The 23,286-nt window shown below is 65.0% G+C and carries 19 protein-coding genes; 13 read left to right on the top strand and 6 right to left on the bottom strand.

The window, feature by feature from the left end; genetic code table 11:
- Nucleotides 1-86 precede the first annotated feature (86 nt).
- The 3 genes from ACI0FO_RS11045 to ACI0FO_RS11055 are packed head-to-tail and all read left to right on the top strand — an operon-like array spanning nucleotide 87 to nucleotide 3,997.
- Nucleotides 87-1,013 carry an ABC transporter permease gene (locus tag ACI0FO_RS11045; RefSeq protein WP_416026628.1) on the top strand — a complete coding sequence of 309 codons (927 nt, stop codon included), beginning with the start codon at nucleotides 87-89 and terminating at the stop codon, nucleotides 1,011-1,013.
- A gap of 7 nt (nucleotides 1,014-1,020) precedes the next feature.
- Nucleotides 1,021-2,763 (top strand): ABC transporter ATP-binding protein, encoded by a 1,743-nt coding sequence (locus ACI0FO_RS11050; protein WP_416026630.1) that lies wholly within the window; start codon nucleotides 1,021-1,023, stop codon nucleotides 2,761-2,763.
- Nucleotides 2,764-2,788: 25 nt separating this feature from the next.
- Nucleotides 2,789-3,997 carry a metal-dependent hydrolase family protein gene (locus tag ACI0FO_RS11055; RefSeq protein ID WP_416026632.1) on the top strand — a complete coding sequence of 403 codons (1,209 nt, stop codon included), beginning with the start codon at nucleotides 2,789-2,791 and terminating at the stop codon, nucleotides 3,995-3,997.
- A 99-nt stretch (nucleotides 3,998-4,096) separates the two neighbouring features.
- On the opposite strand, the gene ACI0FO_RS11060 is transcribed toward ACI0FO_RS11055, so the two are convergent.
- Nucleotides 4,097-5,569 carry a YdgA family protein gene (locus ACI0FO_RS11060; RefSeq protein ID WP_416026634.1) on the bottom strand — a complete coding sequence of 491 codons (1,473 nt, stop codon included), beginning with the start codon at nucleotides 5,567-5,569 and terminating at the stop codon, nucleotides 4,097-4,099.
- Between the two features lie 305 nt (nucleotides 5,570-5,874).
- Here ACI0FO_RS11060 and ACI0FO_RS11065 point away from each other — a divergent pair, with 305 nt between their 5' ends.
- The 4 genes from ACI0FO_RS11065 (at nucleotide 5,875) to ACI0FO_RS11080 (ending at nucleotide 10,527) form a co-directional block, all read left to right on the top strand.
- Nucleotides 5,875-7,410 carry a DEAD/DEAH box helicase gene (locus ACI0FO_RS11065; protein ID WP_416026636.1) on the top strand — a complete coding sequence of 512 codons (1,536 nt, stop codon included), beginning with the start codon at nucleotides 5,875-5,877 and terminating at the stop codon, nucleotides 7,408-7,410.
- Nucleotides 7,411-7,469: 59 nt separating this feature from the next.
- Nucleotides 7,470-8,099 carry a LysE family translocator gene (locus ACI0FO_RS11070; protein WP_105559365.1) on the top strand — a complete coding sequence of 210 codons (630 nt, stop codon included), beginning with the start codon at nucleotides 7,470-7,472 and terminating at the stop codon, nucleotides 8,097-8,099.
- A 109-nt stretch (nucleotides 8,100-8,208) separates the two neighbouring features.
- On the top strand, nucleotides 8,209-9,816 hold the full coding sequence (locus ACI0FO_RS11075; RefSeq protein ID WP_183016908.1) for a peptide chain release factor 3: 1,608 nt from the start codon (nucleotides 8,209-8,211) through the stop codon (nucleotides 9,814-9,816).
- Between the two features lie 24 nt (nucleotides 9,817-9,840).
- Nucleotides 9,841-10,527, top strand: a complete 687-nt coding sequence (locus ACI0FO_RS11080; protein WP_416026639.1) for a hypothetical protein — start codon at nucleotides 9,841-9,843, stop codon at nucleotides 10,525-10,527.
- Between the two features lie 166 nt (nucleotides 10,528-10,693).
- On the opposite strand, the gene bfr is transcribed toward ACI0FO_RS11080, so the two are convergent.
- From bfr to rpoN, 4 genes are all read right to left on the bottom strand, one after another.
- A complete protein-coding gene (gene bfr, locus ACI0FO_RS11085; protein WP_006216785.1) occupies nucleotides 10,694-11,170 on the bottom strand; it encodes a bacterioferritin in 477 nt (158 codons plus the stop codon).
- A gap of 376 nt (nucleotides 11,171-11,546) precedes the next feature.
- Nucleotides 11,547-12,461: a DMT family transporter gene (locus ACI0FO_RS11090; RefSeq protein WP_416026641.1), complete on the bottom strand. Its 915-nt coding sequence runs from the start codon at nucleotides 12,459-12,461 to the stop codon at nucleotides 11,547-11,549.
- Nucleotides 12,462-12,666: 205 nt separating this feature from the next.
- Nucleotides 12,667-12,948 carry a (2Fe-2S)-binding protein gene (locus tag ACI0FO_RS11095; protein ID WP_105559369.1) on the bottom strand — a complete coding sequence of 94 codons (282 nt, stop codon included), beginning with the start codon at nucleotides 12,946-12,948 and terminating at the stop codon, nucleotides 12,667-12,669.
- 123 nt (nucleotides 12,949-13,071) lie between these two features.
- Nucleotides 13,072-14,517, bottom strand: a complete 1,446-nt coding sequence (rpoN, locus tag ACI0FO_RS11100) for an RNA polymerase factor sigma-54 (protein WP_416026643.1) — start codon at nucleotides 14,515-14,517, stop codon at nucleotides 13,072-13,074.
- Here rpoN and ACI0FO_RS11105 point away from each other — a divergent pair.
- The 3 genes from ACI0FO_RS11105 (at nucleotide 14,516) to leuA (ending at nucleotide 18,427) form a co-directional block, all read left to right on the top strand.
- Nucleotides 14,516-15,160 carry a hypothetical protein gene (locus tag ACI0FO_RS11105; protein WP_416026645.1) on the top strand — a complete coding sequence of 215 codons (645 nt, stop codon included), beginning with the start codon at nucleotides 14,516-14,518 and terminating at the stop codon, nucleotides 15,158-15,160. The two genes, rpoN and ACI0FO_RS11105, sit on opposite strands and share 2 nt — an antisense overlap.
- Before the next feature lie 182 nt (nucleotides 15,161-15,342).
- Entirely contained in the window at nucleotides 15,343-16,320 is a 978-nt protein-coding gene (locus tag ACI0FO_RS11110; protein ID WP_416026647.1) for a tripartite tricarboxylate transporter substrate binding protein, read from the top strand.
- A 394-nt stretch (nucleotides 16,321-16,714) separates the two neighbouring features.
- On the top strand, nucleotides 16,715-18,427 hold the full coding sequence (gene leuA, locus ACI0FO_RS11115) for a 2-isopropylmalate synthase (protein WP_416026648.1): 1,713 nt from the start codon (nucleotides 16,715-16,717) through the stop codon (nucleotides 18,425-18,427).
- Nucleotides 18,428-18,559: 132 nt separating this feature from the next.
- On the opposite strand, the gene ACI0FO_RS11120 is transcribed toward leuA, so the two are convergent.
- Nucleotides 18,560-19,888: an amidase gene (locus ACI0FO_RS11120; protein ID WP_416026650.1), complete on the bottom strand. Its 1,329-nt coding sequence runs from the start codon at nucleotides 19,886-19,888 to the stop codon at nucleotides 18,560-18,562.
- A 322-nt stretch (nucleotides 19,889-20,210) separates the two neighbouring features.
- Here ACI0FO_RS11120 and ACI0FO_RS11125 point away from each other — a divergent pair, with 322 nt between their 5' ends.
- From ACI0FO_RS11125 to ACI0FO_RS11135, 3 genes are all read left to right on the top strand, one after another.
- A complete protein-coding gene (locus tag ACI0FO_RS11125) occupies nucleotides 20,211-21,224 on the top strand; it encodes a LacI family DNA-binding transcriptional regulator (protein ID WP_105559375.1) in 1,014 nt (337 codons plus the stop codon).
- A gap of 30 nt (nucleotides 21,225-21,254) precedes the next feature.
- On the top strand, nucleotides 21,255-22,052 hold the full coding sequence (locus tag ACI0FO_RS11130) for a phosphodiesterase (RefSeq protein WP_416026653.1): 798 nt from the start codon (nucleotides 21,255-21,257) through the stop codon (nucleotides 22,050-22,052).
- A gap of 135 nt (nucleotides 22,053-22,187) precedes the next feature.
- Complete coding sequence (locus ACI0FO_RS11135; RefSeq protein ID WP_416026655.1) at nucleotides 22,188-23,243, top strand: ABC transporter ATP-binding protein; 1,056 nt, start codon at nucleotides 22,188-22,190, stop codon at nucleotides 23,241-23,243.
- Nucleotides 23,244-23,286 lie beyond the last annotated feature (43 nt).

Raw genomic sequence — 23,286 nt, forward strand, 5'->3', positions numbered from 1 at the left:
AGCCCCCACGCCGCGCCTTCGGCTTGCTGCCCCCCGAGGGGGCGCTTTTTACCTTGGGACGGCCCAGCGGTAAAAAAGGAAATCACATGATTGCTCGCATCGCCCCATTGTTTGCGCGCGCCGCCGACAGCGACCTCTGGCACAGCTTCAAGCGGTCGCCCGGCGCCATGATCGCGGCGGCCGTGACGCTGGCCATCCTGCTGGGTGCACTGTTCGCGCCCATCATCGCGCCGCACAACCCCTTCGACCTCGCCTCGTTGAGCATCATGGACGCCAACACGCCGCCGGCATGGGAAGAAGGCGGCAGCCCCGACTTCGTGCTGGGCACCGACGATCAGGGCCGCGACATCCTGTCGGCCGTGCTGTACGGCTCGCGCGTGTCGTTGCTGGTGGGTTTCGCTTCAGTGCTGTTCTCGATGGTGCTGGGCGTCACGCTCGGTCTCATCAGCGGCTACGCCGGCGGCCGCATCGACAGCTTCATCATGCGCATCGCGGACGTGCAGCTGTCGTTTCCCGCCATCCTGGTCGCGCTGCTGATCGACGGCGTGGCGCGCGGCCTCTTGCCACGCGACATGCACGACCAGCTGGCGTTGTACGTGCTGATCTTCGCCATCGGCATTTCGGGCTGGGTGCAATACGCCCGCACCGTGCGCGGTTCCACGCTGGTCGAACGCAACAAGGAATACGTGCAGGCCGCGCGCCTCATCGGCATCGGCCCCATCACCATCCTGCGCCGCCATATCCTGCCCAACGTCATGGGCCCCGTGCTGGTCATCGCCACCATCCACCTGGCGATCGCCATCATCACCGAGGCCACGCTGTCGTTCCTGGGCGTTGGCGTGCCGGTCACGTCGCCGTCGCTGGGCACGCTCATCCGCATTGGCAACAGCTACCTGTTTTCGGGCATGTGGTGGATATCGATCTTCCCCGGCATTGCGCTGGTGGCGCTGGTGCTATCGGTCAATCTGCTGGGCGACTGGCTGCGCGACGCGCTCAACCCCAAGCTGCGCTGAGGACGTCATGGCCCTGTTGAACATTGAAGACATCCGTATTGAATTCCCCAGCCGCCGCGGCACGCTGGTGGCGGTGGACGGCGTATCGCTGTCGCTGGAAAAAGGCGAAATCCTGGGCGTGGTGGGCGAATCCGGCGCGGGCAAATCCACCATCGGCAACGCAGTGATCGGCTTGCTGGAAGCGCCTGGGCGCCTGGCCGGCGGCTCGGTGCTGCTGAACGGCGAACGCATCGACACGCTGACACCGGCGCAGAAACGCAAGGTACGCGGACGCCGCATCGGCATGATCTTCCAGGATCCGCTGACGTCGCTGGACCCCTTGCAGACGGTGGAAAGCCAGTTGGTCGAGACCATGCAGGTGCATCTGAACCTGTCGCATGCCGAAGCCAAAAAGCGCGCAGTGCAGTTGCTGGTACAGGTCGGCATCGACCAGCCCGAACTGCGCGTGCAGCAATACCCGCACCAGTTCTCGGGCGGCATGCGGCAACGCGTGGTGATCGCGCTGGCGCTGTGCTGCGAACCCGAGGTGATCATCGCCGACGAGCCCACCACCGCGCTGGACGTCTCCATCCAGGCGCAGATCCTCGCGCTCTTGAAAAAGCTGTGCCGCGAAGAACAGGTCGGCATGATCATCATCACGCACGACATGGGCGTGATCGCGGACGTGACCGACCGCGTGGCGGTGCTGTACCACGGCAAGCTCGTGGAACAAGGCCCCACCGCCAAGATCCTGGGCGATCCCGACCACCCCTACACCCGCAGCCTGATCTCGGCCGTGCCGCGCCCCGACATCAAGCTCAGGCGCTTTCCGCTCGTCACCTACATCGAAGACGTGAAGACGCCGTCGCAGCCGCTCGACCTGGCCACGCACTGGCTGGGCCAACGGCGCGACTTCGGTGCGAACACAAGCACAAACACCGGCGGGCCACTGGTGCAGGTGCGCGACCTTTCCATGCGATTCGTGCTTAAGAGCGCGCTCTTCAAACGCAACCAGCGCACGCTGGACGCCGTCAAGCGCGTGAACTTTTCGATCGGTGAAGGCGAAGTCTTCGGACTGGTGGGCGAATCCGGTTCCGGCAAGTCCACCGTGGCGCGGCTGATCTCGGGGCTGTACACGCCTTCGGAAGGCTCGGTCACGTTCGGCGGCACCGACCTGACCGCGCTCAAGGGGGAAAAGCAGCTGAACCCGTTCCGGCGCCAGATCCAGATGATCTTCCAGGATCCGTTCTCGTCGCTCAACCCGCGCATGCGCGTGCTGGACATCGTGGCCGAACCCATCCGCTTCCACAAGCTGGCCGCAAGCGAAGCCGAAGCGCGCCGCATCGTGGCCGATCTGCTGGACGTGGTGGGCCTGGGCGACCGGGCCGCCGAGCGCTTTCCGCACGAATTCTCGGGCGGGCAGCGCCAGCGCATCTGCATCGCCCGCGCGCTGGCCACGCGTCCGCGTTTCCTGATCTGCGACGAACCCACGTCCGCGCTAGACGTGTCCATCCAGGCGCAGATCCTGAACCTGCTGAAAGACCTGCAGGAAGAGTTGGGGCTGACCATGCTGTTCATCAGCCATGACCTGCCAGTGATCCGCCAGATGTGCGACCGCGTCGGCGTGATGCGCTACGGCGAACTGCTGGAAGTGGCCGAAACCGAAAGCCTGTTCGACCATCCGCAACACCCCTATAGCCAACACCTGCTTGGATTGATGCCCCGCCTGCAATCCATGTCCCGCGAGGGACTGGACGTGGTGGAAGGTTGACGCCCGAGCGCACCCGGAGCAAGACATGACAGCCACACGACAGACCCTCTTCATCGGCGGACAGGTATTCGACGGCGAGGGCAAGACGCTGCAAAACCACGGCGTACTGGTCGACGGCCAGCGGGTGGCGCGCGTGGCGCCGGTGGGTGAATTCGAGGGCTACGCCGGCGCGCGGGTCAACACGACAGGCATGACGCTGATGCCCAGCCTGGCGGATTGCCATGTTCACCTGGTCTACACCGGCGGCGCCGACCCCAACGCGCAGCTAAGCAAGCAAGGCCCCGCCCAGATCACGCTGACCGCGCTGGAAAACGCCCAGGCCAGCTTGCGCGGCGGTATCACGGCGCTGCGCGACTGCGGCGGCAAGGACTATCTGGAATTCGGCGTGCGCGACGCGATCGCGCGCGGCGTGTTCCCCGGTCCCACCATCAAGGCGTCGGGCCGCATCATCTGCATGACGGGCGGGCACGGCAATCGCATCGGCCGCGTCGCCGACGGCTGTGAAGACGTGATCAAAGCCGTGCGCGAACAGGTACATGCGGGCTGCGACCTGGTGAAGATCATGGCGACCGGCGGCGTCATGACGCCCGGCGTCAGCCCGATGGATGCGCACTACAGCTTCGACGAAATGAAGGCGGGCGTGCATGAAGCCAAGCGCTTCCGCAAAAGCACTGCCAGCCACGCGCAAGGCACGCAAGGCATCCTGAACGCGGTGCGCGCCGGCATCGATTCGATCGAGCACGGCATCTTCATGGATGACGACTGCCTGCGCGAAATGCTGGAGGCCCAGACGTATCTGGTGCCCACCATCGCCGCCGTGCGCAACATCATCGCCAACGCCGACAACGGCATTCCCGCCTACGCCGTGGAAAAGGCGCGGGCGGTTGAACAGCGCCACCGCGAATCATTCCAGATGTACTACAAGGCCGGCGGCCGGATCGCGATGGGCACGGACGCCGGCACGCCATTCAACCTGCACGGCGAAAACGCCATGGAACTGGCCTACATGGTCGAATTCGGCATGACGCCGATGGACGCGCTGATCGCCGGCACGTCGCGCGGCCATGACCTGATGGGCCTGGACCAGCACGGCATCATCGCCGAGGGCAAGATCGCCGACCTGCTGCTGGTGCAGGGCGACCCCACGGAAGACATCCTGAAAGCGGCCGACAAGCGCTTCCATGTGGCGGTGCTGCGCAACGGAGAACTGGCGGCGGGCGCGTTGCCGTTCTAGCAACCGCTTTTCTATCTCGGGACGGCCCAGCGAAAAAAATGCCGCCGCGCCCATCGGCGCGGCGGCATTTTTCTGCTGCGTGGATTGACGGCCCGCGCCTTAGCGCGCGCCACCCATCGCGCCGCTCATGACCATCATCAGGAACTGCTCGACCGGCATCTTCTTGCCGTTGAAGTCGACTTGGCCGTCGGCGTAGTTCAGGTACGAGACGATGTTGTTGTTCTCGACCTTGGCCACGCCCATCGCGGCCGCCATGGTGCCGACCATTTCGGCCTGGCCCTTGGCGGTCTGGGCGGCTTGCTCGGCCGGCACGCCACGCATCTGCGGTTCGATGGCCATCAAGTCGCTCAGGTTGCCCTTGGACAGCACCACCTTGGCGTCCAGCTTGCGCACCGCCTGCGTCAGCGTATCGGCGAATTCACCGTCCATCGAGGCCGGCTTGGTCAGATCCAGGTTCAGGTTGAACGTGGACGTGCCGTTGGCCGTGCGGACTTCCAGCGGCGACACCGCCAGGGTCGGGTTGCCAGCCAGCAACAGCCCGACGTTGGTCTTCAGGACCTGCTGCTCTTCCGGCGTGAACTGCGGCGTCTGCTCTTCACCCTTGCTTTGCATCATGCGGCGCGAAGCGGCTTCGTAGACGTCATTCAGCGCCTTGAACGCCTTGGAGTCCAGCTTTTGCACGTCGATGGCCAGCTTCATGCCGGCCATGTCCTTGGCCTGCACGTTGATCATGCCAAAGTCCAGGGCCATCTTGGCGCCCATCTGCGAATTGGCTTCCGTCACGTCCACGGCAATCGTCGTGTCCTTGAACTGGACGGGCGGCTTTTCCTTCGACGTGATCGTCCAATCCTTGAACGTCAGCTTTTGGCTGCCCACGTACATGTCGTTGGAAGCCGGGGTCATGTCGCTGGTCAGCGTGATGCCTTGCATGGCCATGCTGACGATGTCGCTGTTTTCCGATTGGCCGGACAGCACCAGCTTGTCCGTCTTCAGGTCGAACACGCCATGATCGGTGCCCGTGGCGTATTCGACGTTGCCCGTCATGCCCGAGAAGCTAAGGCCCGTGTCGCCCTTGGTCACTTCCACCGGCGCCAGATTGAACTTGCCCGTGATGTTCTTGGCGTAGCTGACGCTGTAGTGGCCGGTCAGCGGCGTGGCGCCCTTGGCGGCGGCGAACCATTCCTTGACGGCCGGGGTCTCTTCCAAAGCGAAGTCGCTGGCCACCATGGCCGGCATGAAGGCGCCGGTCTTCAGGTTGGACAGGGGCAGGGGACCGTGGCTCAGGTGCTCGACGAACAGCACGTCGCGGTCTTCGGCCGGCTTGCCGTCGGCGGCGGGCAGGGTGAACTTCACGCGGTAGCGCGCGGTGGACGAGAAGACGCCACGCTCGAACGACACCAGCTCGACCTTGGAGCCGATGCCCCACTTGTCGCTCAGGGTCTTCAGGCTGTCGTTGGCGTTCGTGATCGATTGATTGACGAAGTCCTCGGCCTTCTGGCCCGTGTACCAGGCCGTGCCGGTCCACACCGCGCCCAGGACAACAACGACACCCACTAATGCCGACTTCTTCATAGCGATCCTTTATTCTTCAAATGGATATAAGCGCACGGATTATAGGGAGTGATGCCTAGGGAAAACACTTATTTCGTGCATAGGCGATGCAATATGTTACGCGGTGATACCGTCCCAGCAAAAAAACCCCCGGTGCTGCACTGCCACATCAGCTACAATCGCCCTGTGTGCTTTGCCAATCTGCACACGTCCGCTAGGCCCTTCGCTGCCAAGCTTCGCCCATCAGGGCGCTTCCCTTTTCTCCTTATTCGTCCGCCTGGATTGGAGTCTCTCAACTTGAGCGACGGGCTGCCGCTGGAGTTGTTTTGACTACCTCTTCCCCTTTTGCCGACCTCGGGCTGGCTGATTCCCTGTTGCGCGCTATTGCCGATACCGGCTACACCGCACCCACCCCCATTCAAGCCCAAGCCATTCCGCAAGTGCTGAAAGGCGGCGACCTGCTGGCCGCCGCACAGACCGGCACCGGCAAGACCGCCGGCTTCACGCTGCCGATCCTGCACCTGCTGATGCAGCAGAAGCCGGAACTGCGCAAGCCTGGCCGCCCGCGCTGCCTGATCCTGACCCCGACGCGCGAATTGACCGCGCAGGTCGCGGAATCGGTGCAGACCTACGGCAAGTACACCTCGCTGACGTCCATGGTGATGTTCGGCGGCGTCAATATCAACCCCCAGATCTCCGCGCTGCGCAAGCCGCTGGACATCCTGGTGGCCACCCCCGGCCGCCTGCTGGACCACTGCGGCCAGAAGACGGTCGACCTGTCGGGCGTGGAAATCCTGGTGCTGGACGAAGCCGACCGCATGCTCGACATGGGCTTCATCCGCGACATCCGCAAGATCCTTGCGCTGCTGCCCAAGCAACGTCAGAACCTGCTGTTCTCGGCCACGTTCTCCGACGAAATCCGCACGCTGGCGCGCGGCGTCCTGAACAACCCGGGCGAAGTCTCGGTCACCCCGCGCAACACCGCCACCGAACTGGTCACCCAGACGGTGCACATGGTGGAACAGCATCACAAGCGCGACCTGATCAGCCACATCATCCGCGAAAGCGGCTGGCACCAGGTGCTGGTGTTCACCCGCACCAAGCACGGCGCCAACCGCCTGGCTGAAAAGCTGGTCAAGGACGGCCTGACCGCCGCCGCGATCCACGGCAACAAGAGCCAATCCGCCCGCACCCGCGCGCTGGCCGGCTTCAAGGACAGCACCGTGACCGTGCTGGTCGCGACCGACATCGCGGCCCGCGGCCTGGACATCGACCAGTTGCCCCAAGTCGTGAACTTCGAACTGCCCAACGTGCCGGAAGACTACGTGCACCGCATCGGCCGCACGGGGCGCGCAGGCGCCACCGGCGCCGCGGTCTCGCTGGTCGACAGCAGCGAAATCAAGCTGCTGAAAGACATCGAGCGCCTGATCAAGAAGACGATCGAGCGCAAGCCCGTCGAAGGCTGGACGCCGTCGCCCACCAGCGCCGCCGCGTTCGAACGCCAGGAACGCGATGAAGACGCGCGCAGCCCGCGCGGCGGCAATCGCAATGGCGGCGGTGGCCGTGGCGGCAACGCCGGCCGCGGCAACGGTGGCGGCAATGCCGGTGCCGGCCGTTCGCGCCCCGCGCAAGGCCAGCCCCGCGCAGCTGCTGGCGGCCGTGCCCCCGCGCCGGCCCGTGCCGGCGGCGAAGGCCGCGCCAATGGCGGCCCGCGCGACGGCAAGCCTGCTGATCGTCCGGCCCACGCCGGCCGCGGTGAAAGCCGCCCGCAGCAAAGCCAACGCCGTCCGGAAGGGGCAGCTTCCCGCCCGGCTCAGGGGCGCCCCGCAGGCGGCCCGCGCGCGGCGTTGCTGGGCAAGTAACAGCAAGCAGGTAATATCACCGACACCCCGAACCCTGCGATCCAAGGACCCGCGCCATCATGCCCTTATCCACCTGGTTGACGTTCTTCCTGGCCTCCTGGGCCATTTCGTTCTCACCCGGGGCGGGCGCGATCTCCGCGATGTCCTCTGGCTTGAAGTACGGCTTCGCGCGCGGCTACTGGAACACGGCCGGCCTCATCATGGGCATCCTGTTCCAGTTTGTCGTCGTGGCCGTGGGGTTGGGCGCGGTGCTGGCTACGTCCGAAATGGCCTTCAATGTGGTCAAGTACCTGGGCGTGGCCTACCTGATCTACCTGGGTGTGCGCCAGATCCGCACCGATGCCGCACCTGTCGCGGTGGATGCGGGCGATCCCAAGCAGGCGTCGATCCGGGAACTCGTCATGCGCGGGTTCCTGATCAACACCATGAACCCCAAGGGCACGGTGTTCCTGCTGGCCGTGGTGCCGCAATTCGTGGACCCGGCGCTGGCGCTGACACCGCAGTACGCGGCGCTGGCCGGCACGCTGGCCTTCACCGATCTGGTCGCCATGGGCGTGTATACGCTGCTGGCGGCGCGCGTGCTGCGCCTGTTGCGCGACGCCAAGCACATCCGCTGGATGAACCGCACCTTCGGGTCGTTGTTCATCCTGGCCGGCGTATTCCTGGCGTCGTTCCGCCGCCATTCCTGAATCTTCATGCGCGGGGCACGCGCCGGCAACGGCGCGTGCCCCGCGCTTTTCATGCAAGAAGCCGGACCGCGCCGGCCTAACAAGCGGCGTTAAGTACAATCCCCCGACCATGAATATCCCTCAAGAAGTTGCGCGGCGCCGAACGTTCGCGATCATTTCCCACCCTGACGCGGGCAAGACCACGCTGACCGAAAAGCTGTTGCTGTTCGCAGGCGCGATCCAGATCGCCGGCAGCGTCAAGGCGCGCAAAGCATCCCGCCACGCCTCGTCCGACTGGATGGAAATCGAAAAGCAACGCGGCATTTCCGTGGCGTCCTCGGTGATGCAGATGGAATACCGCGACTGCGTCATCAACCTGCTCGACACCCCGGGCCACCAGGACTTCTCCGAAGATACCTACCGGGTGCTGACGGCGGTGGATGCCGCACTGATGGTGATCGACGCCGCCAACGGCGTCGAACCGCAAACCATCCGCCTGCTGCAGGTCTGCCGCGCGCGCAACACGCCCATCATCACGTTCATCAACAAGATGGACCGCGAAGTGCGCGAGCCGCTGGAACTGCTGTCGGAAATCGAAGGCCACCTGGGCATGGACGCCGTGCCGTTCTCGTGGCCGGTCGGCATGGGCAAGGCGTTCGGCGGCGTGTTCGATATCCGCCGCGACCGCATGCGCGTGTTCCGTCCGGGCCAAGAGCGTCGTTCGGACAACGACGACGTCATCGAAGGCCTGGCCAACCCCGAAATCGCCCGCCGTTACGGCTCGGCTTTCGAGCAGGCCAGCGGCGAGATCGAACTCATCAACGAAGCGGCACCCGCCTTCGACCGCGAACAGTTCCTGGCCGGCAAGCAGACCCCCGTGTTCTTCGGCTCGGCTATCAACAACTTCGGCGTGCAGGAAGTGCTGGACGCGCTGGTCGACCATGCGCCGCCTCCAGGCCCCCGCATGGCGCTGCAACGCGAAGTGCTGCCCGAAGAACCCAAGTTCACCGGCGTGGTGTTCAAGGTACAGGCCAACATGGACCCGGCGCACCGCGACCGCGTCGCCTTCGTGCGCGTCAGCTCGGGCCGCTTCGAACGCGGCATGCGCTTGAAGGTGGCCCGCACCAACAAGGAAATGCGGCCCAATAACGTGGTGTCTTTCCTGTCCCAGCGGCGCGAGCTGCTGGACGAGGCCTATGCCGGCGACGTGATCGGGATTCCCAACCACGGCGTGCTGCAACTGGGCGACGTGCTGACCGAAGGCGAAACGCTGCAATTCACGGGGCTGCCTTTCTTCGCCCCCGAACTCTTCCAGGCAGTCGAAGTGAAGGACCCGCTGCGCACCAAGCAACTGCGCACCGGCCTGACCCAACTGGGCGAAGAGGGCGCCATCCAGGTGTTCCGCCCCGAAGCCGCCGGCGGTTCGCTGCTGCTGGGCGCAATCGGCCAATTGCAGTTCGAAGTGGTCGCCCACCGCCTCAAGACGGAGTACGGCGCGGATGCCCGGATGCTGCCTTCGCGCTACACAATGGCACGTTGGATTACGTCTGAAAACCCCAAGGCGTTGCGCAAGTTCATGGATGCCAATGCGGCTCATATCGCCTATGATGTGGTCGATGCGGCGGCGTTTTTGATCAGTTCCCCTGCGCAGTTGCGCGTAGCCGAGGATCTGTATCCCGAAGTGAAATTCCATGCAATGCGCGAACACGGCGGCAAGGTATTCGGGGACAAGGCGTAGACCCGTTCGGGTCCCGCACGGCAGATGAGGGTAGCAATGTCTTGGCGTTTATTATTCGCAACGCTCCTGATCGCGCTTGGCGCGTCGGCCTGGGGCGGAATTCAATTGGGTGACTGGCTGGTGGCGCATGCGCCGCCCGCCGCACCGGCTCCTGGGCAGGACGCCGCGGCTTCGCAGCAACCTGTCCTGGACGCCAATGGGCGTCCCTACGTGGCGCAGCCTCCGCAACCCCGCATCGACGGCACCCTTGGCGTGCCCGACAAGCCGGCGGACCGCGAATGGCAAGTCAACACGGTGTCGCTATTCGACACCGTCAGCGATCCTGCCGTGAAGCTCTCGCGCGAACGCATCACGCCGGAACAAGCCCGCGAAATCGCAGCGTCCTCCGAAGTGCCGCTGCCGTCGGGCACCTCCGATGTCAGCACGCTTGATCTGCAGGTGCCTGGTACGTCCACCGCCATCAACGGCGGCCAGACGCAGGCCAGCGGCTACGGCACGCCGCAAATGGTGCAGGCGCCCCCGCCGCCGCCCAATACGGCCCTCAGCCCCGGCGCCCCCGGCTGGCAAGACGCCCTTAAGCGCGAACTGGCGCAATGCGCCTCGCAAGGCTTCTTCGACCGCCCGTCGTGCTCGTGGGCCGCTCGCAACAAGTACTGCGGGCCGAACCGCGCATGGGGCACGATGGCCGAATGCCCGGCCCGTCCTCAATAAGAAAAGGACAAGAGGCCCCCACGCTGCGCGCTATGCGCTTGCTGCCCCCCAAGGGGGCGCTTTTGCCTTGGGGCGGCCCTGCGGCAAAAGAGTCCCCCACGCTGCGCACGCTATGTGGCCAAAAAAAATGGCGCCCCGACGGGCGCCATTGCTTTGGCCGGAAGGCTTATTCGGGCACGGACATCTGGCTTTGCAGGTAGTTCTGGATACCGACCTTGTCGATCAGGTCGATCTGCGTTTCCAGGTAGTCGATGTGCTCTTCGGTGTCGTCCAGGATGTCCTGGAACAGATCGCGCGAGACGTAGTCGCGCACCGATTCGCAATACGCGATAGCTTCCACGACGGTGGCATGCGCCGCTTGTTCAAGCTTCAGGTCACAGGCCAGCAGTTCGGGCACGTCTTCACCGATCAGCAGCTTGTGCAGGTCTTGCAGGTTGGGCAGGCCGTCCAGCATGAAGATGCGCGCGATCAGGCGATCAGCGTGCTTCATTTCACCGATGGATTCTTCGTACTCGTGCTTGCCTAGCTTGTCAAAGCCCCAATGGTTCAGCATGCGGGCATGCAGGAAATATTGGTTGATGGCCGTCAGTTCGTTGGTCAGTTGCTTGTTCAGGAACTGGATGACGGTTTTGTCGCCTTTCATAATGGACTCCTTGCAGTCAGGCGCGACGCAAATGCATCGCGACAAAGGAGCGCACGATGCCGCGCGTACGCAACCCCGGCAGACTACCATCTGCCGGAGGGCCGCGCCTAGCCTTGCGCTGCATTTGGTAAACCGCTTTAGAACCGCTACAAGAAAGCGACAAGCCAATGAGAATGAGTATGCGTACTTGATGGCTTGCAGGCACAAGACAGGCGCTATGCGGCCCGCACGCAAACGATGTGGGCGAATCTGCGGCGTTATGGGCGCGCCGCCCGTGTCGGCAAGCAACGGCCACCGGTCAAAACCGGCCCGGAATCTCGCAACGGCGCAACGTTGCATATCGACAACCGGAAACGCGATTGTGGTGGCGCGCGGCTCAGGCGGCTTTGCGCGTGGTCAACCAGATACCGAATGCGATGGGCACGATGCCCAGCAGATCCAGCCATGACACGGGTTCGCGCAGCACGACCCATCCGAACAACAAGCCCAGCGGCGGCATCAGGAAATGCAGCGCGCTGGCCGACGTGGCGCTGGCGCGGCCAAGGATCATGAACCACAGGTAGTAGCCGCCCATCGACACGGCGACGATCATGTAGGCCATGCTCCATGCCAGGCTGGCGGTCAGGCGCGCATCGCCCAGGCTCTCGCTCGTCAGCGCGAACGGCAGCAGGGCGACGGCGCCGGCCAGCGACTGGATACCCGTCGACGCCCACAGCCCCGCCGTCGGTTTCAAGAGCTTGTAGAGCAAGGTGCCGGCCACCAGCGCCACCAGGCCGCCCGTCACCAGCAAGGTACCGTGCATGTCTTCCTGCATGCCGCTCAACCGCGACCTAAGCACCAACGCCACGCCAGCCAGTCCCAGGCACAGCCCCGCCAGCTTGCGCCACGAGAGGCGCTCACCCAGCACCGGTCCGGCCAGCACACCGATCAGCAAGGGGTTCGTGCTGATCAGCACGGCGGTGAACGCGGACGACACCGTGGTCATCCCCGTCCAGCTCAGGCCCAGGTACAGCGCGTTGTTCAGCACACCCAGCAGGATCAACGACGCCAGGTCGCGACCGCTGGGCCATTTCCCTTGCCGCCCGGCAGCGGCGATTCCGAGCATCAAGGCCCCGGCGATCAGGAAGCGGATGGTCAGCAGCGTCAACGGCGGACAGTCCCGCACCGCGATCTTGGCCGCCGCGAAGGCCGAACTCCACAGGAAGCAGAAGGCGGCGATCGGCACCCAACTGATTCCCGGCGCGCCGTTTGCGGTCGGGGTGGCGGAAACGGCGGGCGGGGAGGCCTTCATCGGGGTTCCATGAGAGCGGGACGCCACGCATGCCGCGTGGAGCAGGCATTCTGCGCGCCCCGTCCACCGGGCGCAACCCGTCTTCCGCGGCGCCAGCAAGCGGCGGCACGGGCCGGGGGAATTCAGTCAAACAGGGGGATATTGCGGGAAGAAAACGACGCGGCCCGCTGCAAGACGGCAGCGAGCCGGAAGAGACGGCTAATGCTTAACCTGCGGCAACCAGCGGGATGGGGAAGCTGCTGTGGTTGGCAGCGGCACCCGACTCCACCAGCGCGGCAGGCGCATTGACCGGAACGGCAATGGAACGGACGTCGCACACGCTGGAGCAGCGGCCGCCCGGCAGGTATTCGGCGGCGGTTGCCGCGCAGCAGCCGCAGCACGTGGCCACGCCCAGCTCGAATTGCAGGTCGGACAGCGTCGTCGCGCCCCCGTCCACGCTGGCGCGGACTTGGCGTTCGGTGATGGCATTACATACGCAAATGTACATGCGAATGATTATCGAAAATTATCAAGCGAATGACAAGCCCCTCGCATCAACAAATTTGCAACGGACTTTTGTCGCGCAAGCCCTTGAAACAAAGGACGAATTCCCGAAGATTCGTCCCTTATTTCAGCGCGCCGAGGCTTGCGCCTTGCGCAGCGTCGCGGGGGCTATCCGCAGCGCTTCGCGGTACTTTGCCACCGTCCGGCGGGCAATCACTATCCCCTGATCGGCCAGTTTTTGCATGATCTGGCTGTCGGACAAGGGTTTGGCGCGGTTCTCTTCCGCGACCATCTGGCGGATGAAGGTCTGCACCGCCGTGGCCGACGTGGCGTCGCCGCCGTCGGTGGATACGCCCGCGCCGAAGAAGCGCTTAAGCTCCAGCGTGCCAAACGGAGTGAGCATGTACTTCTGCGTCGTGGCGCGTGAAATGGTCGATTCGTGCAAACCGAGCTCGCCCGCGATGTCCTTCAGGATCAGTGGCCGCATGGCGGCGGGCCCCTGGCTGAAAAAGGCGGTCTGGCGCTCGACGATGGCCTGGGCCACCCGCAGGATGGTGTCGAAACGCTGTTCGACGTTGCGGATCATCCATTTGGCCTGCTGCAACTGGGATTGCAGGCCGGCATGGGCGGACTCTTTCTGGTTGCCCAGCATCTGCGCATACAGGCCGTTGATCTGCAGGCGCGGCACGGCGGCGCTGTTTAGCGTGACCTGCCATCCCCGCCGCGTCTTGCGCACGATGACGTCCGGCACCGCGTAGTCGGCCGCCGGCACTGTCCAGGCACGCCCTGGGCGCGGCTCCAACCGCAAGATAAGGGAGTGGGCCGCGCGGAAGGTCGCGTCGTCGCAGCCCACCGCGGCACAGAGGCGGGCGGCGTTGCCGGTGGCCAGCAAGGGCAGGTGCTGCGCGCAGATCTGGCGGGCACATGCCAGGACGGCAGCATCGGCCGCTTCCGGCAGGCGGGTCAGATCGGGGTTGCGCAATTGCAACACCAGGCATTCGGCCATGTCGCGCCCGCCGATGCCCGGCGGGTCGAATGATTGCAGCAGGGACAGCGCCGCGCGAAGTTCGTCGATATCGGGTTCGGTATCGGCGGGCAGCCAGCCCAGGATCTCTTCCAGCGGCGATCCCAGGTAGCCGTTTTCGTCCAGCTCGTCGATCAGCAGTGTCGCCAGCACGACGTCGCGGGGTGCCGCCCGGGTCAGCATCAACTGCCCCAGCAAGTGTTCGCGCAAGGTATCCGGCCGCGCGGTCTCGGGCGGGCCGGAATCGTCATCTGAGTAAACCCCGCCCGATCCGGGCATTTCGTCCACCGGCGTCTCGCGCTCCACGGCGGGCTCGTCGTCCTGCACGGAAGATTCGCGTTCGGATTCGGCTTGCGCCTCGGCCGCGGGGGTATCGTCTTCACGCTCCAGCAGGGGATTGTCCGCGAGTACTTGCGAGATCTCGGCCTCCAGGTCGAGCGTAGACAACTGCAACAATCGTATCGATTGTTGTAGCTGTGGGGTCAGCGTCAGATGCTGGCCAGGTCGCAGTTCTAAAATTGGGCGGGTCATAGGTACAATATTTTGCATGATGAATCTGACTTCGCCCGCAAGCGTTCGCCAGGACAGCCGACTTATCGGCCAAACCCTGCTCAAATTGGCGCTTCCCCGACTCGTTGTGCGCGCGATAGTCATCGCTGTCGCCCTCGTCCTCTGGTATCTGGTTGCCTCCTGGATACTCGACTTCGGCAAACGCATGAACTACGACTTCCTGCATTCCCTGGGCCAGCCGACCATGGACATGGTGCAGAAGGTGAACCCGTACATCTGGTGGGTCGTGACCGGCATCTGGTCGCTGATCGTCTTTTTCTCGGTCAAGGCCTGGTTCTCGGCCAGCTTGGTCTCAGGCGCGGCCACGCCGGTCGGCACCGATGTGCTGGCCGATCTGGCGCCGAACCTGTCGGAAGAATCGCTGGGCGTGCTGCGCTGGACCTGGGGCGACCGCCAAGAGCCCTTCACGGTAGGCGATCTGCGCCGCGCATTGTCTGAAATTCGCCACAATCGCAGCGGCAAGATCGCCATGGTGGCCGAACAGGCGCAGATCCTGGAAGGTTCCGCCGCCCGCCCAAGCCGCGATCCGCGCGACGACGGCCGCCGGGAACCCCTGGCCGCGCCCCGTAGCGAACCTCGCGGCGACCGCTACGTCGAACCCCGCATCGGGCCCGCCCGCTAAGCGCCACGCACGTTCCCTGATTCCAGGCCGCCCACGGGCGGCCTGTTTGTTTCAGTCGCTTGCCAGCCGGCCCGCCCTATACTGCCGCTCCAGGCTCGCGCAACCGCAGCCGCGCACACAAATAAAACACTACCGGCAGCCGAGACCTGCCGGATGCGCGGCCAGCCCCTGGAGTCGTACCCATGTTTCGCCCCCCCGTCCGCTATGCCGCTGGCTTGCTGGTGGCCTGCTCGGCCGCATTTGCCGCCGTGCCGGCGCTGGCCGCCTGGCCCGATAAACCCATCACGTTCGTCGCTCCCTTCAGCGCGGGCGGCGCCAATGACCTGGTCGCGCGCATCATCGCGAAAGCAGTGGGCGCGACCCTGCACCAGACGGTCATCGTTGAAAACCGTCCTGGCGCGGGCGGCGTCGTGGGCGCCGCCCATGTAGCGCGCAGCGAGGCCGACGGCTACACCTATCTGGTCGGCAGCAACGGCACCGTCACCAACAGCCTGATCCGCGCGGACCAGCCCTACAAGGACGAGGCATTGACGCCCGTCGCGTTGCTGTCGATCACCCCGTCGGTCATCGTGGCCAACCCTTCTAATCCGGCCAAAGACCTCAAGGACTTCGTCCAGCGCGCCAAACAGGCCAAGACCGACCGCATCACCTTCTCCACCGCCGGCAACGGCAGCACCCCGCATTTCGTGGCCGAGATGATGAAGGAGGCCACGGGCCTGCCGATCGAGCCGATCGCATATAAGAGTGGCTCGGAAGGCGTGACCGCCGTGATCGGCAACCAGGTCGACGCCACTTCCGAGGCCAGCATCGTGACGCTGCCGCTGATCCAGAGCGGCAAGCTCAAAGCGCTGGCGACGACGTGGGACAAGCGCATGGCCAGTGCGCCAGACATCCCCACCACCGCGGAAGCCGGCTTTCCGGCGATCCGCATCGGCCACTGGGCCGGCTTGTTCGCGCCCGCCGGCACGCCGGCCGAGGTGCTGGACAAGATGAACGCGGCAGTCGAGCAATCCCTGCAGTCCAAGGAAGTGAGGGATGCATTGAGCCAGAGCAGCATCGAACCGGGCGGCGGCTCGCGCGCCAGCTTCGTGGAGTTCGCGGCAAGCGAACGCGAACGTCTCGGTAAAGTCGTGAAAAACGGCCACATGCAAACCCAATGAATCTGCGATAAAGAACACGGCGGGGCGATCCGCCCCCCGTTTTCCAGCACGTTTTCGTTTGCGCTCCAGCGCAAAGTATGTTTGACTAGCAACCTATGGCCGCACACCGCACCTCCCTCGCGATTGCCACCGGACGCTCCGCCGCTCCGGTTGCCGGCCTGCGCGCTCGCTCCTCCTCGTTTGCCGCGCTATCGCTATACCTACCGATCGGTTGCCGGGCCTAGTGTCCCCGTGGTAGCTCGGCAGCCACGTTTGCCACACGCGATTTCCCCCTTTTATTTGTGAATCCTGCCGGTCAATCACGGCAAACCCTGGCACAAGACCGTCATCCGGTCACAAATGCCGCCGAGAGTAGTGCTCCCGGGATTCAAAAGAAACCGATCGAGGTGTAGTCATGATGCTTGCCAACCCCGCTACCAAATACGTCCCCTTCGCGCCCTTTACCCGCGACTTCTCCGAACGCACCTGGCCCAGCCGCCGCATCACCAAGGCGCCGATCTGGATGAGCACGGACTTGCGCGACGGCAACCAGGCGTTGATCGAGCCGATGAGCGTCGAGCGCAAAGTCCGCTTCTTCGAACAGCTCGTGAAGATCGGTTTCAAGGAAATCGAAGTGGGCTTCCCGTCTGCCTCGCAGACCGATTTCGACTTCGTCCGCAAGCTCATCGACGAAAAACGCATTCCGGATGACGTCACCATCATCGTGCTGACCCAGTCGCGCGAAGACCTGATCAGCCGCACGGTGGAAGCCGCTGCGGGCGCCAAGCAAGCCATTGTCCACATGTACAACGCCTGCGCGCCGGCCTTCCGCAAGGTCGTGTTCAACATGTCCAAGGAAGAGATCAAGGGCATCGCCACCACCGGCACGCGCCTGATCAAGCAATACACCGCGCAGCGTCCGGAAACCAAATGGAGCTACGAGTACTCGCCCGAAGTGTTCAGCACGACTGAACCCGAATTCGCGCTGGAAGTCTCGGATGCCGTGGCCGACGTCTGGCAGCCGACGCCCGACCACAAGATGGTGCTGAACCTGCCCGCCACGATCGAGGCCACCAGCCCCAACCTGTATGCCGACCAAATCGAATGGATGCACAAGAACCTGGCGCGCCGCGACAGCATCGTGCTGAGCGTGCACCCGCATAACGACCGCGGCACCGCTGTCGCCGCCGCCGAATTCGCCGTGATGGCCGGCGCCGACCGCATCGAAGGCTGCCTGTTCGGCAGCGGCGAGCGCACCGGCAACGTCGACCTCGTCACGCTTGCCCTGAACCTCTACACGCAAGGCGTGCATCCGGGGCTGGACTTCTCGGACATCGACGAAGTGCGCCGCTGCGCCGAATACTGCAACCAGTTGCCGGTGCACCCGCGCCACCCCTACGCCGGCGACCTGGTCTTCACCGCGTTCTCGGGTTCGCACCAGGACGCCATCAAGAAGGGCTTCGCGCTGCAACAGGCCGACGCGGTCTGGGAAGTGCCTTACCTTCCCATCGACCCCGCCGATCTCGGCCGCAGCTACGACGCGGTGATCCGCGTGAACAGCCAATCAGGCAAGGGCGGCGTGTCGTACCTGCTTGAGCAGGAACACGGCCTGGTCTTGCCGCGCCGCCTGCAAATCGAATTCAGCCGCGCCATCCAGCGCGTGACGGACGAGACCGGCCGCGAAGTCACCGCCGACGACGTCCACACCATCTTCAACCGCGAGTACCTTGAACAGAAGGCCCCGTGGAAGCTGATCCGCCACCGCATCGATGGCAACCCGTCGGCCGGCGAAGGCCAGCACTTCAGCATCGAAGCCGAACTTGAATACAACGGCGAACGCCGCATCGTGACGGGCAAGGGCGACGGCGCCATCTCGGCCTTCGTGGCCGCGCTGGACGTGCCCGTGCGCATCATGGACTACCACGAGCATGCCATCGGCACCGGCACCGGCACGCGCGCCGCCTCGTATGTGGAATTGCGCGTTGGCGAATCCAGCACGGGCTTCGGCGTGGGCATCGACCGCGACATCGTGACGGCCTCGTTCCAGGCCGTGCTGAGCGCCGTCAACCGCCACATCAACGCGGGCGCCGTGACGGCAGCCGAGCAGGAAGCCGCCGAGGCCGCGTGATCCGCATGCCCGCATAACCTAAAGCGCCCGCCGCAAGCCCGAAACATGGGCTTGCGCGCCCCGGAAGACACACCGCTTTTCCGCGTGGCCCGGCCAAAAAAAAGCCCACCGTACCTGGTGGGCTTTCTGTTTTCAGCCGCGAGGCCACATGTCGGACGCGCCGATATCGGGCGTGTTGGCAGCCAGCAGGCGCTCGTGCATCCAGGCGGCGACCGCCAAGGTGCGATGGTCGTCATAGCGCTGCCCGATCACCTGCAATCCCACGGGCAGGCCTTGAGGGCCCGTCGCGAAAGGCAGGTTCAAGCACGGCAAGCCGAACAAGGTCCAGGCGCGCGAAAACTGCGGATCACCCGTGCCCAGGTCGGCGAAGGGCGCTTCGCCCGCGGCGCTGGGCGCCAGCAGCACGTCGAAATCCTGGAACCAGCCGTTCACGCGCGCGCGTGATTCCTCGGCGCGAGCCAGATTCTTGATATGTTCTTCGGCCGAGATCTGCGCGCCGGCTTCCAGCACCGCCTGGATCTTCGGGCTGAGCTGGCTGGCGTGTTCCAGGCGTTCGTAGGCGAGCGACTGCGAGGCTTCGAACGCCATGATGTCAGCATGCAGTTGCACCAGCATGCAGTCCTGCGACGGCAGCGGCACCTCTTGAACCACGGCGCCCGCGCGCGATAGCGTGGCGGCGGCTTGGGCGAAGGCTTCCTTGGTTTCGGCCTGCGCGTGGCGCCACTGCAGCGTGCGGCACATGCCGATGCGTGGCTTGCCTTCATAGGCCAGGTCCAGCATGCGGGGGTCGCGCATCATCACCGAGGCGAACAGCGCGACGTCCGGCACCGAACGCGCAAAGCCGCCAACCGTGTCCAGCGATTCGGCCAGGCTTTTCACGCCCGCGCGCGGCACCGCGCCGAACGTAGGCTTGAAGCCCACGATGCCGCAGTACGACGCAGGCCGGATGATCGATCCCGCCGTCTGCGAACCCAGCGCGAAAGGCACCATGTCGTCGGCCACCGCGGCGGCCGAGCCGCTGGACGAACCGCCCGGCGTGTAGGCCTCGTTGCGCGGGTTGCGCGTAGGGCCCGCCTGATAGGTGGCGAATTCGGTGGTGACGGTCTTGCCGACCACGACCGCGCCCGCGCCGCGGCACAACGCAACGGAGGCGGCGTCCAGGCCAGGGCGGTGGCGTTCGTAGATGGGGGAACCGTAGCGGGTGGGCAGGTCGAAGGTATCGAACAGGTCTTTGACGCCGATGGGCAGGCCGTGCAGCGGGCCGCGCAGCGCGCCGCCGTCCAGCACGGCCGCATGATCCAGGGCCGCCTGCTTCTGCAAGGCCGTCCAGGCATGGATGGTGTTCTCGCGTTGCTCGATGCGGGCGAAACACGCCCGCACCAATTGCACCGCGGTTAATTCGCGCCGTTGCAGCTTGCGCGCGGCTTCAAGCGCGCCAAGTCTGTTTAACGCAGTAGGCATGATCCTTTCCTCTTTACCGGTGTCTTGCGCCACGCAAGACAGCTGAACTCCGCACCCGGTCCCCTTGACCGAGGGGTCTGTCCTTGCCGGCCGCGCGGCGATTTCGCCACGGCATCCAGCGGACCGATCCCAGCCATTGTGCGCGCCTCGTCAATTGGGAAAAACACCGAAAACACCGTGTTTTCCCGGGTAAACGGACTGCGCCGCGCCATGGCTTTCTGTTGTTGCGTCGTTACCAGCATAGCGCAAACCCGTGCAATACAAAGGTCATATTTGTCTTGTAAGATGAAATCGTTTTCAGTAAACCGACAGCAATAAAGATATGGCAACGCGTCCGTCGCCCCGCTTTTCGATTATTGAAGTGGCCCGCAAGGCCGGGGTCTCTCCGGCGACGGTTTCGCGCGCGTTCAACCAGCCGGACATCGTTCATCCCGATACGCTGGCGCACATTCGCAACGTGGCCAAGCGTGCCGGTTTCCGACCGAACCGCGTGGGCCGCAGCCTGCGGTCGGGCAGCACTCGCACCATCGGGCTGATTCTGCCAACGCTATCGAATCCGGTGTTCGCCGAGTGTTTCGAAGGCGCGGAACGCCGCGCCCGCGAATCCGGTTACAGCGTCATGCTGACCGCCACCGGCTACGACCCCGCAGTGGAGTCCGCCGCCGTGCAGGGGCTGATGGACCATCAGGTCGACGGGCTTATCCTGACGGTGGCAGACGTAAACAAAAGCGCCACGCTGGACGATCTGGACAGCGCCGGCATGCCCTACGTGCTGGTCTACAACGAATCGGGCACGCACCCGTTCGCATCGGTCGACAACCGCGCCGCCGCCAGCGACATGGTCGCGCACCTGGCGGCCCTGGGCCATCGCCGCATTGCGCTGGTGACGGGCCCGCTGACCGCGTCGGACCGTGCGCGACGCCGCCTGGCGGGCGCGCGCGCCTGCGCCAAGAAGCTGGGGCTGGAAGCGGTGCAGCATATCGCCATGAGTTCCCACACCGGCAGCGACGCCGACGCGCTGAAAAGCGCGTTGCGCGGCAAGCAAGCGCCTACCGCGCTGTTCTGCTCCAACGACCTGCTGGCCACCGCCGTCATCGCCGACCTGGTGGCGCTGGGCCTGTCCGTGCCCGCCGACATCTCGGTATGCGGCTTTGACGGCATGCGTTTCGGCGCCTTGCTGACGCCGCCGCTGACGACGGTCGCCCAACCCAGCGATGGCATCGGCCAGACGGCCTGCTCGAACTTGTTGGCGCAGATCCACGGCCAGCCGCCGCAGTCGAACCGCTTGCCGCATTGCATCGTGGTCGGCGGCACGGCGGCATCCGTGCGCCGCTGACCCTTCCCATCCTGACTCCTGATCCGCATCATGCTCATCGCACAAATCACCGACCTGCACATGCGCACCCCGGGCGACAAGGCCTACGGCATCATCGATCCGGCGGCCTTCCTGGGCCCCGCCGTGCGCGCGCTGAACGCCCTGACGCCGCGCCCCGATTGCGTGCTGATTACCGGCGACCTCACCGACCTGGGCCGTCCGCACGAATACCAGGCGCTGCGCGACCACCTGCAAGCGCTGGAAATCCCGTACTTCCTCTTGCCTGGCAACCACGACGACCGCGCGCAATTGCGCGCCGCGTTTCCCGACCACGGGTACTTGCAAGGCGACGGCCCGTTCATCCAGTACGCCGTCGAAACCTACCCGCTGCGCATGCTGGCGCTGGACACGGTGGTGCCGATGAAGAGCCATGGCGAGCTATGCCAGGACCGCCTGGACTGGCTGGCCGCGCGTCTGGCCGAGCAGCCTGGCCGGGCCACGTTGGTGTTGATGCACCACCCGCCCTTCCTGACCGGCATCGAACACATGGACGCCATCGGGCTGCTGGCTGGCGCGCCGGAACTGGAACGCATCGTGTCGCGGTTTCCGAACGTGGAACGCGTGCTGTGCGGCCATTTGCACCGCACCATCTTCCAGCGTTTCGGCGGCACGATCGCGTCCACCTGCCCCGGCACCGCGCACCAGCTGGCGCTGGAACTGGGGCCGCGCCCAACCTTGCAATACATCATGGAACCGCCGGGCTACCAGCTGCATTGGTGGCAAGGCAAGAACCTGGTCACGCACCACGCCGTCATCGGGGAATACCCCGGCCCTTATCCTTTTGCCTGAGTCGTTTGCCGACCCGTAGGCCGGGGCCTGACCGCCCCGGGCAATGCCACGAATCCGTCATGTTTGCGCTGCACAATGAAAAGGTTTTCATAACAGGCAACAATGCGGATCTAACTATTAGATCGTCGAGACAGCATGTCATCCATCGTTCTGGATAACCTCACCAAACAGTATGGCGGCGCCGCCGCGATACACGGCGTCAGCTTCACCGTGCCGGCAGGCAGCTTCACGGTGCTGCTGGGTCCGTCGGGCTGCGGCAAGTCGACCACCCTGCGCATGATCGCCGGACTGGACACGCCCACGTCGGGCACGATCCGCATCGGCGACCGAGACGTGACCGGGCTGCCGCCCGCCAAGCGCCGTATCTCGATGGTGTTCCAGTCGTATGCGCTGTTTCCGCACCTGTCGGTGCGCGAGAACATTTTGTTCGGGCTGCGCGTGCGCAAGGAACCGGCGCGCGACTTCGACCGCCGCCTGCAACGCGTGGCTGGCCTGCTGGGCCTGGGCCATCTGCTTGACCGCAAGCCGTCGCAATTGTCGGGCGGACAGCAGCAGCGCGTGGCGCTGGGGCGCGCGGTGATCTCCGAAGCGCCGGTATGCCTGATGGATGAACCGCTTTCCAACCTGGACGCGCAACTGCGCCACGAAATGCGCCGCGAGATCCGTGCCCTGCAACAAGACCTGGGCATCACGATGGTCTACGTGACACACGACCAGACCGAAGCCATGAGCATGGCCGATCAGGTCGTGCTGCTGCGCGGCGGCCAAATCGAGCAGCATGACACGCCCGACGGCCTGTACGCGCGTCCGGCCAGCGAATTCGCGGCCCGCTTCATCGGCACGCCTCCCATGAATCTGATCGGGCTTGGCGCCGCGAACGGCGCCGCGGTCATCGCCGGCACCCAAGGCCCTGCGATCGCGAACGCGCCGGCCGGCGCCGTCAAGCTGGGCGTGCGTCCGGAACACATCCGCATCGACAGCGCCGGGATTCCGGCCGTCGTCGAAAGCGTTGAGTACTTCGGCGCGGATTCCATCGTGGTCTGCCGCGTCGGCGACACCAGCGGCGTGGCCGTGCGAGTGGGCGGCCATTTGCGCGCCCGCGCCGGCGAGGCCCTGAACCTGTCCTGGCAGGACGGGCAACAGCATTTCTTTGCCGCCGATTCGGCGGTGATCAACACCGTCGGGCGCTAAGAAAAATGGCCCTCACGCCGCGCCTTCGGCTTGCTGCCCCTTA

Origin of the sequence: Achromobacter marplatensis (assembly GCF_049060505.1) — a bacterium.
Lineage (GTDB): Bacteria > Pseudomonadota > Gammaproteobacteria > Burkholderiales > Burkholderiaceae_B > Achromobacter > Achromobacter marplatensis_A.

Excerpts from the sequence above, each read along its gene's own strand:
- ACI0FO_RS11045 (WP_416026628.1), top strand. The coding sequence starts at position 87 with ATGATTGCTCGCATCGCCCCATTGTTTGCGCGCGCCGCCGACAGCGAC.
- ACI0FO_RS11050 (WP_416026630.1), top strand. The coding sequence starts at position 1,021 with ATGGCCCTGTTGAACATTGAAGACATCCGTATTGAATTCCCCAGCCGC.
- ACI0FO_RS11055 (WP_416026632.1), top strand. The coding sequence starts at position 2,789 with ATGACAGCCACACGACAGACCCTCTTCATCGGCGGACAGGTATTCGAC.
- ACI0FO_RS11060 (WP_416026634.1), bottom strand. The coding sequence starts at position 5,569 with ATGAAGAAGTCGGCATTAGTGGGTGTCGTTGTTGTCCTGGGCGCGGTG.
- ACI0FO_RS11070 (WP_105559365.1), top strand. The coding sequence starts at position 7,470 with ATGCCCTTATCCACCTGGTTGACGTTCTTCCTGGCCTCCTGGGCCATT.
- ACI0FO_RS11075 (WP_183016908.1), top strand. The coding sequence starts at position 8,209 with ATGAATATCCCTCAAGAAGTTGCGCGGCGCCGAACGTTCGCGATCATT.
- ACI0FO_RS11080 (WP_416026639.1), top strand. The coding sequence starts at position 9,841 with ATGAGGGTAGCAATGTCTTGGCGTTTATTATTCGCAACGCTCCTGATC.
- bfr (WP_006216785.1), bottom strand. The coding sequence starts at position 11,170 with ATGAAAGGCGACAAAACCGTCATCCAGTTCCTGAACAAGCAACTGACC.
- ACI0FO_RS11090 (WP_416026641.1), bottom strand. The coding sequence starts at position 12,461 with ATGAAGGCCTCCCCGCCCGCCGTTTCCGCCACCCCGACCGCAAACGGC.
- ACI0FO_RS11095 (WP_105559369.1), bottom strand. The coding sequence starts at position 12,948 with ATGTACATTTGCGTATGTAATGCCATCACCGAACGCCAAGTCCGCGCC.
- ACI0FO_RS11105 (WP_416026645.1), top strand. The coding sequence starts at position 14,516 with ATGATGAATCTGACTTCGCCCGCAAGCGTTCGCCAGGACAGCCGACTT.
- rpoN (WP_416026643.1), bottom strand. The coding sequence starts at position 14,517 with ATGCAAAATATTGTACCTATGACCCGCCCAATTTTAGAACTGCGACCT.
- ACI0FO_RS11110 (WP_416026647.1), top strand. The coding sequence starts at position 15,343 with ATGTTTCGCCCCCCCGTCCGCTATGCCGCTGGCTTGCTGGTGGCCTGC.
- leuA (WP_416026648.1), top strand. The coding sequence starts at position 16,715 with ATGATGCTTGCCAACCCCGCTACCAAATACGTCCCCTTCGCGCCCTTT.
- ACI0FO_RS11120 (WP_416026650.1), bottom strand. The coding sequence starts at position 19,888 with ATGCCTACTGCGTTAAACAGACTTGGCGCGCTTGAAGCCGCGCGCAAG.
- ACI0FO_RS11125 (WP_105559375.1), top strand. The coding sequence starts at position 20,211 with ATGGCAACGCGTCCGTCGCCCCGCTTTTCGATTATTGAAGTGGCCCGC.
- ACI0FO_RS11130 (WP_416026653.1), top strand. The coding sequence starts at position 21,255 with ATGCTCATCGCACAAATCACCGACCTGCACATGCGCACCCCGGGCGAC.
- ACI0FO_RS11135 (WP_416026655.1), top strand. The coding sequence starts at position 22,188 with ATGTCATCCATCGTTCTGGATAACCTCACCAAACAGTATGGCGGCGCC.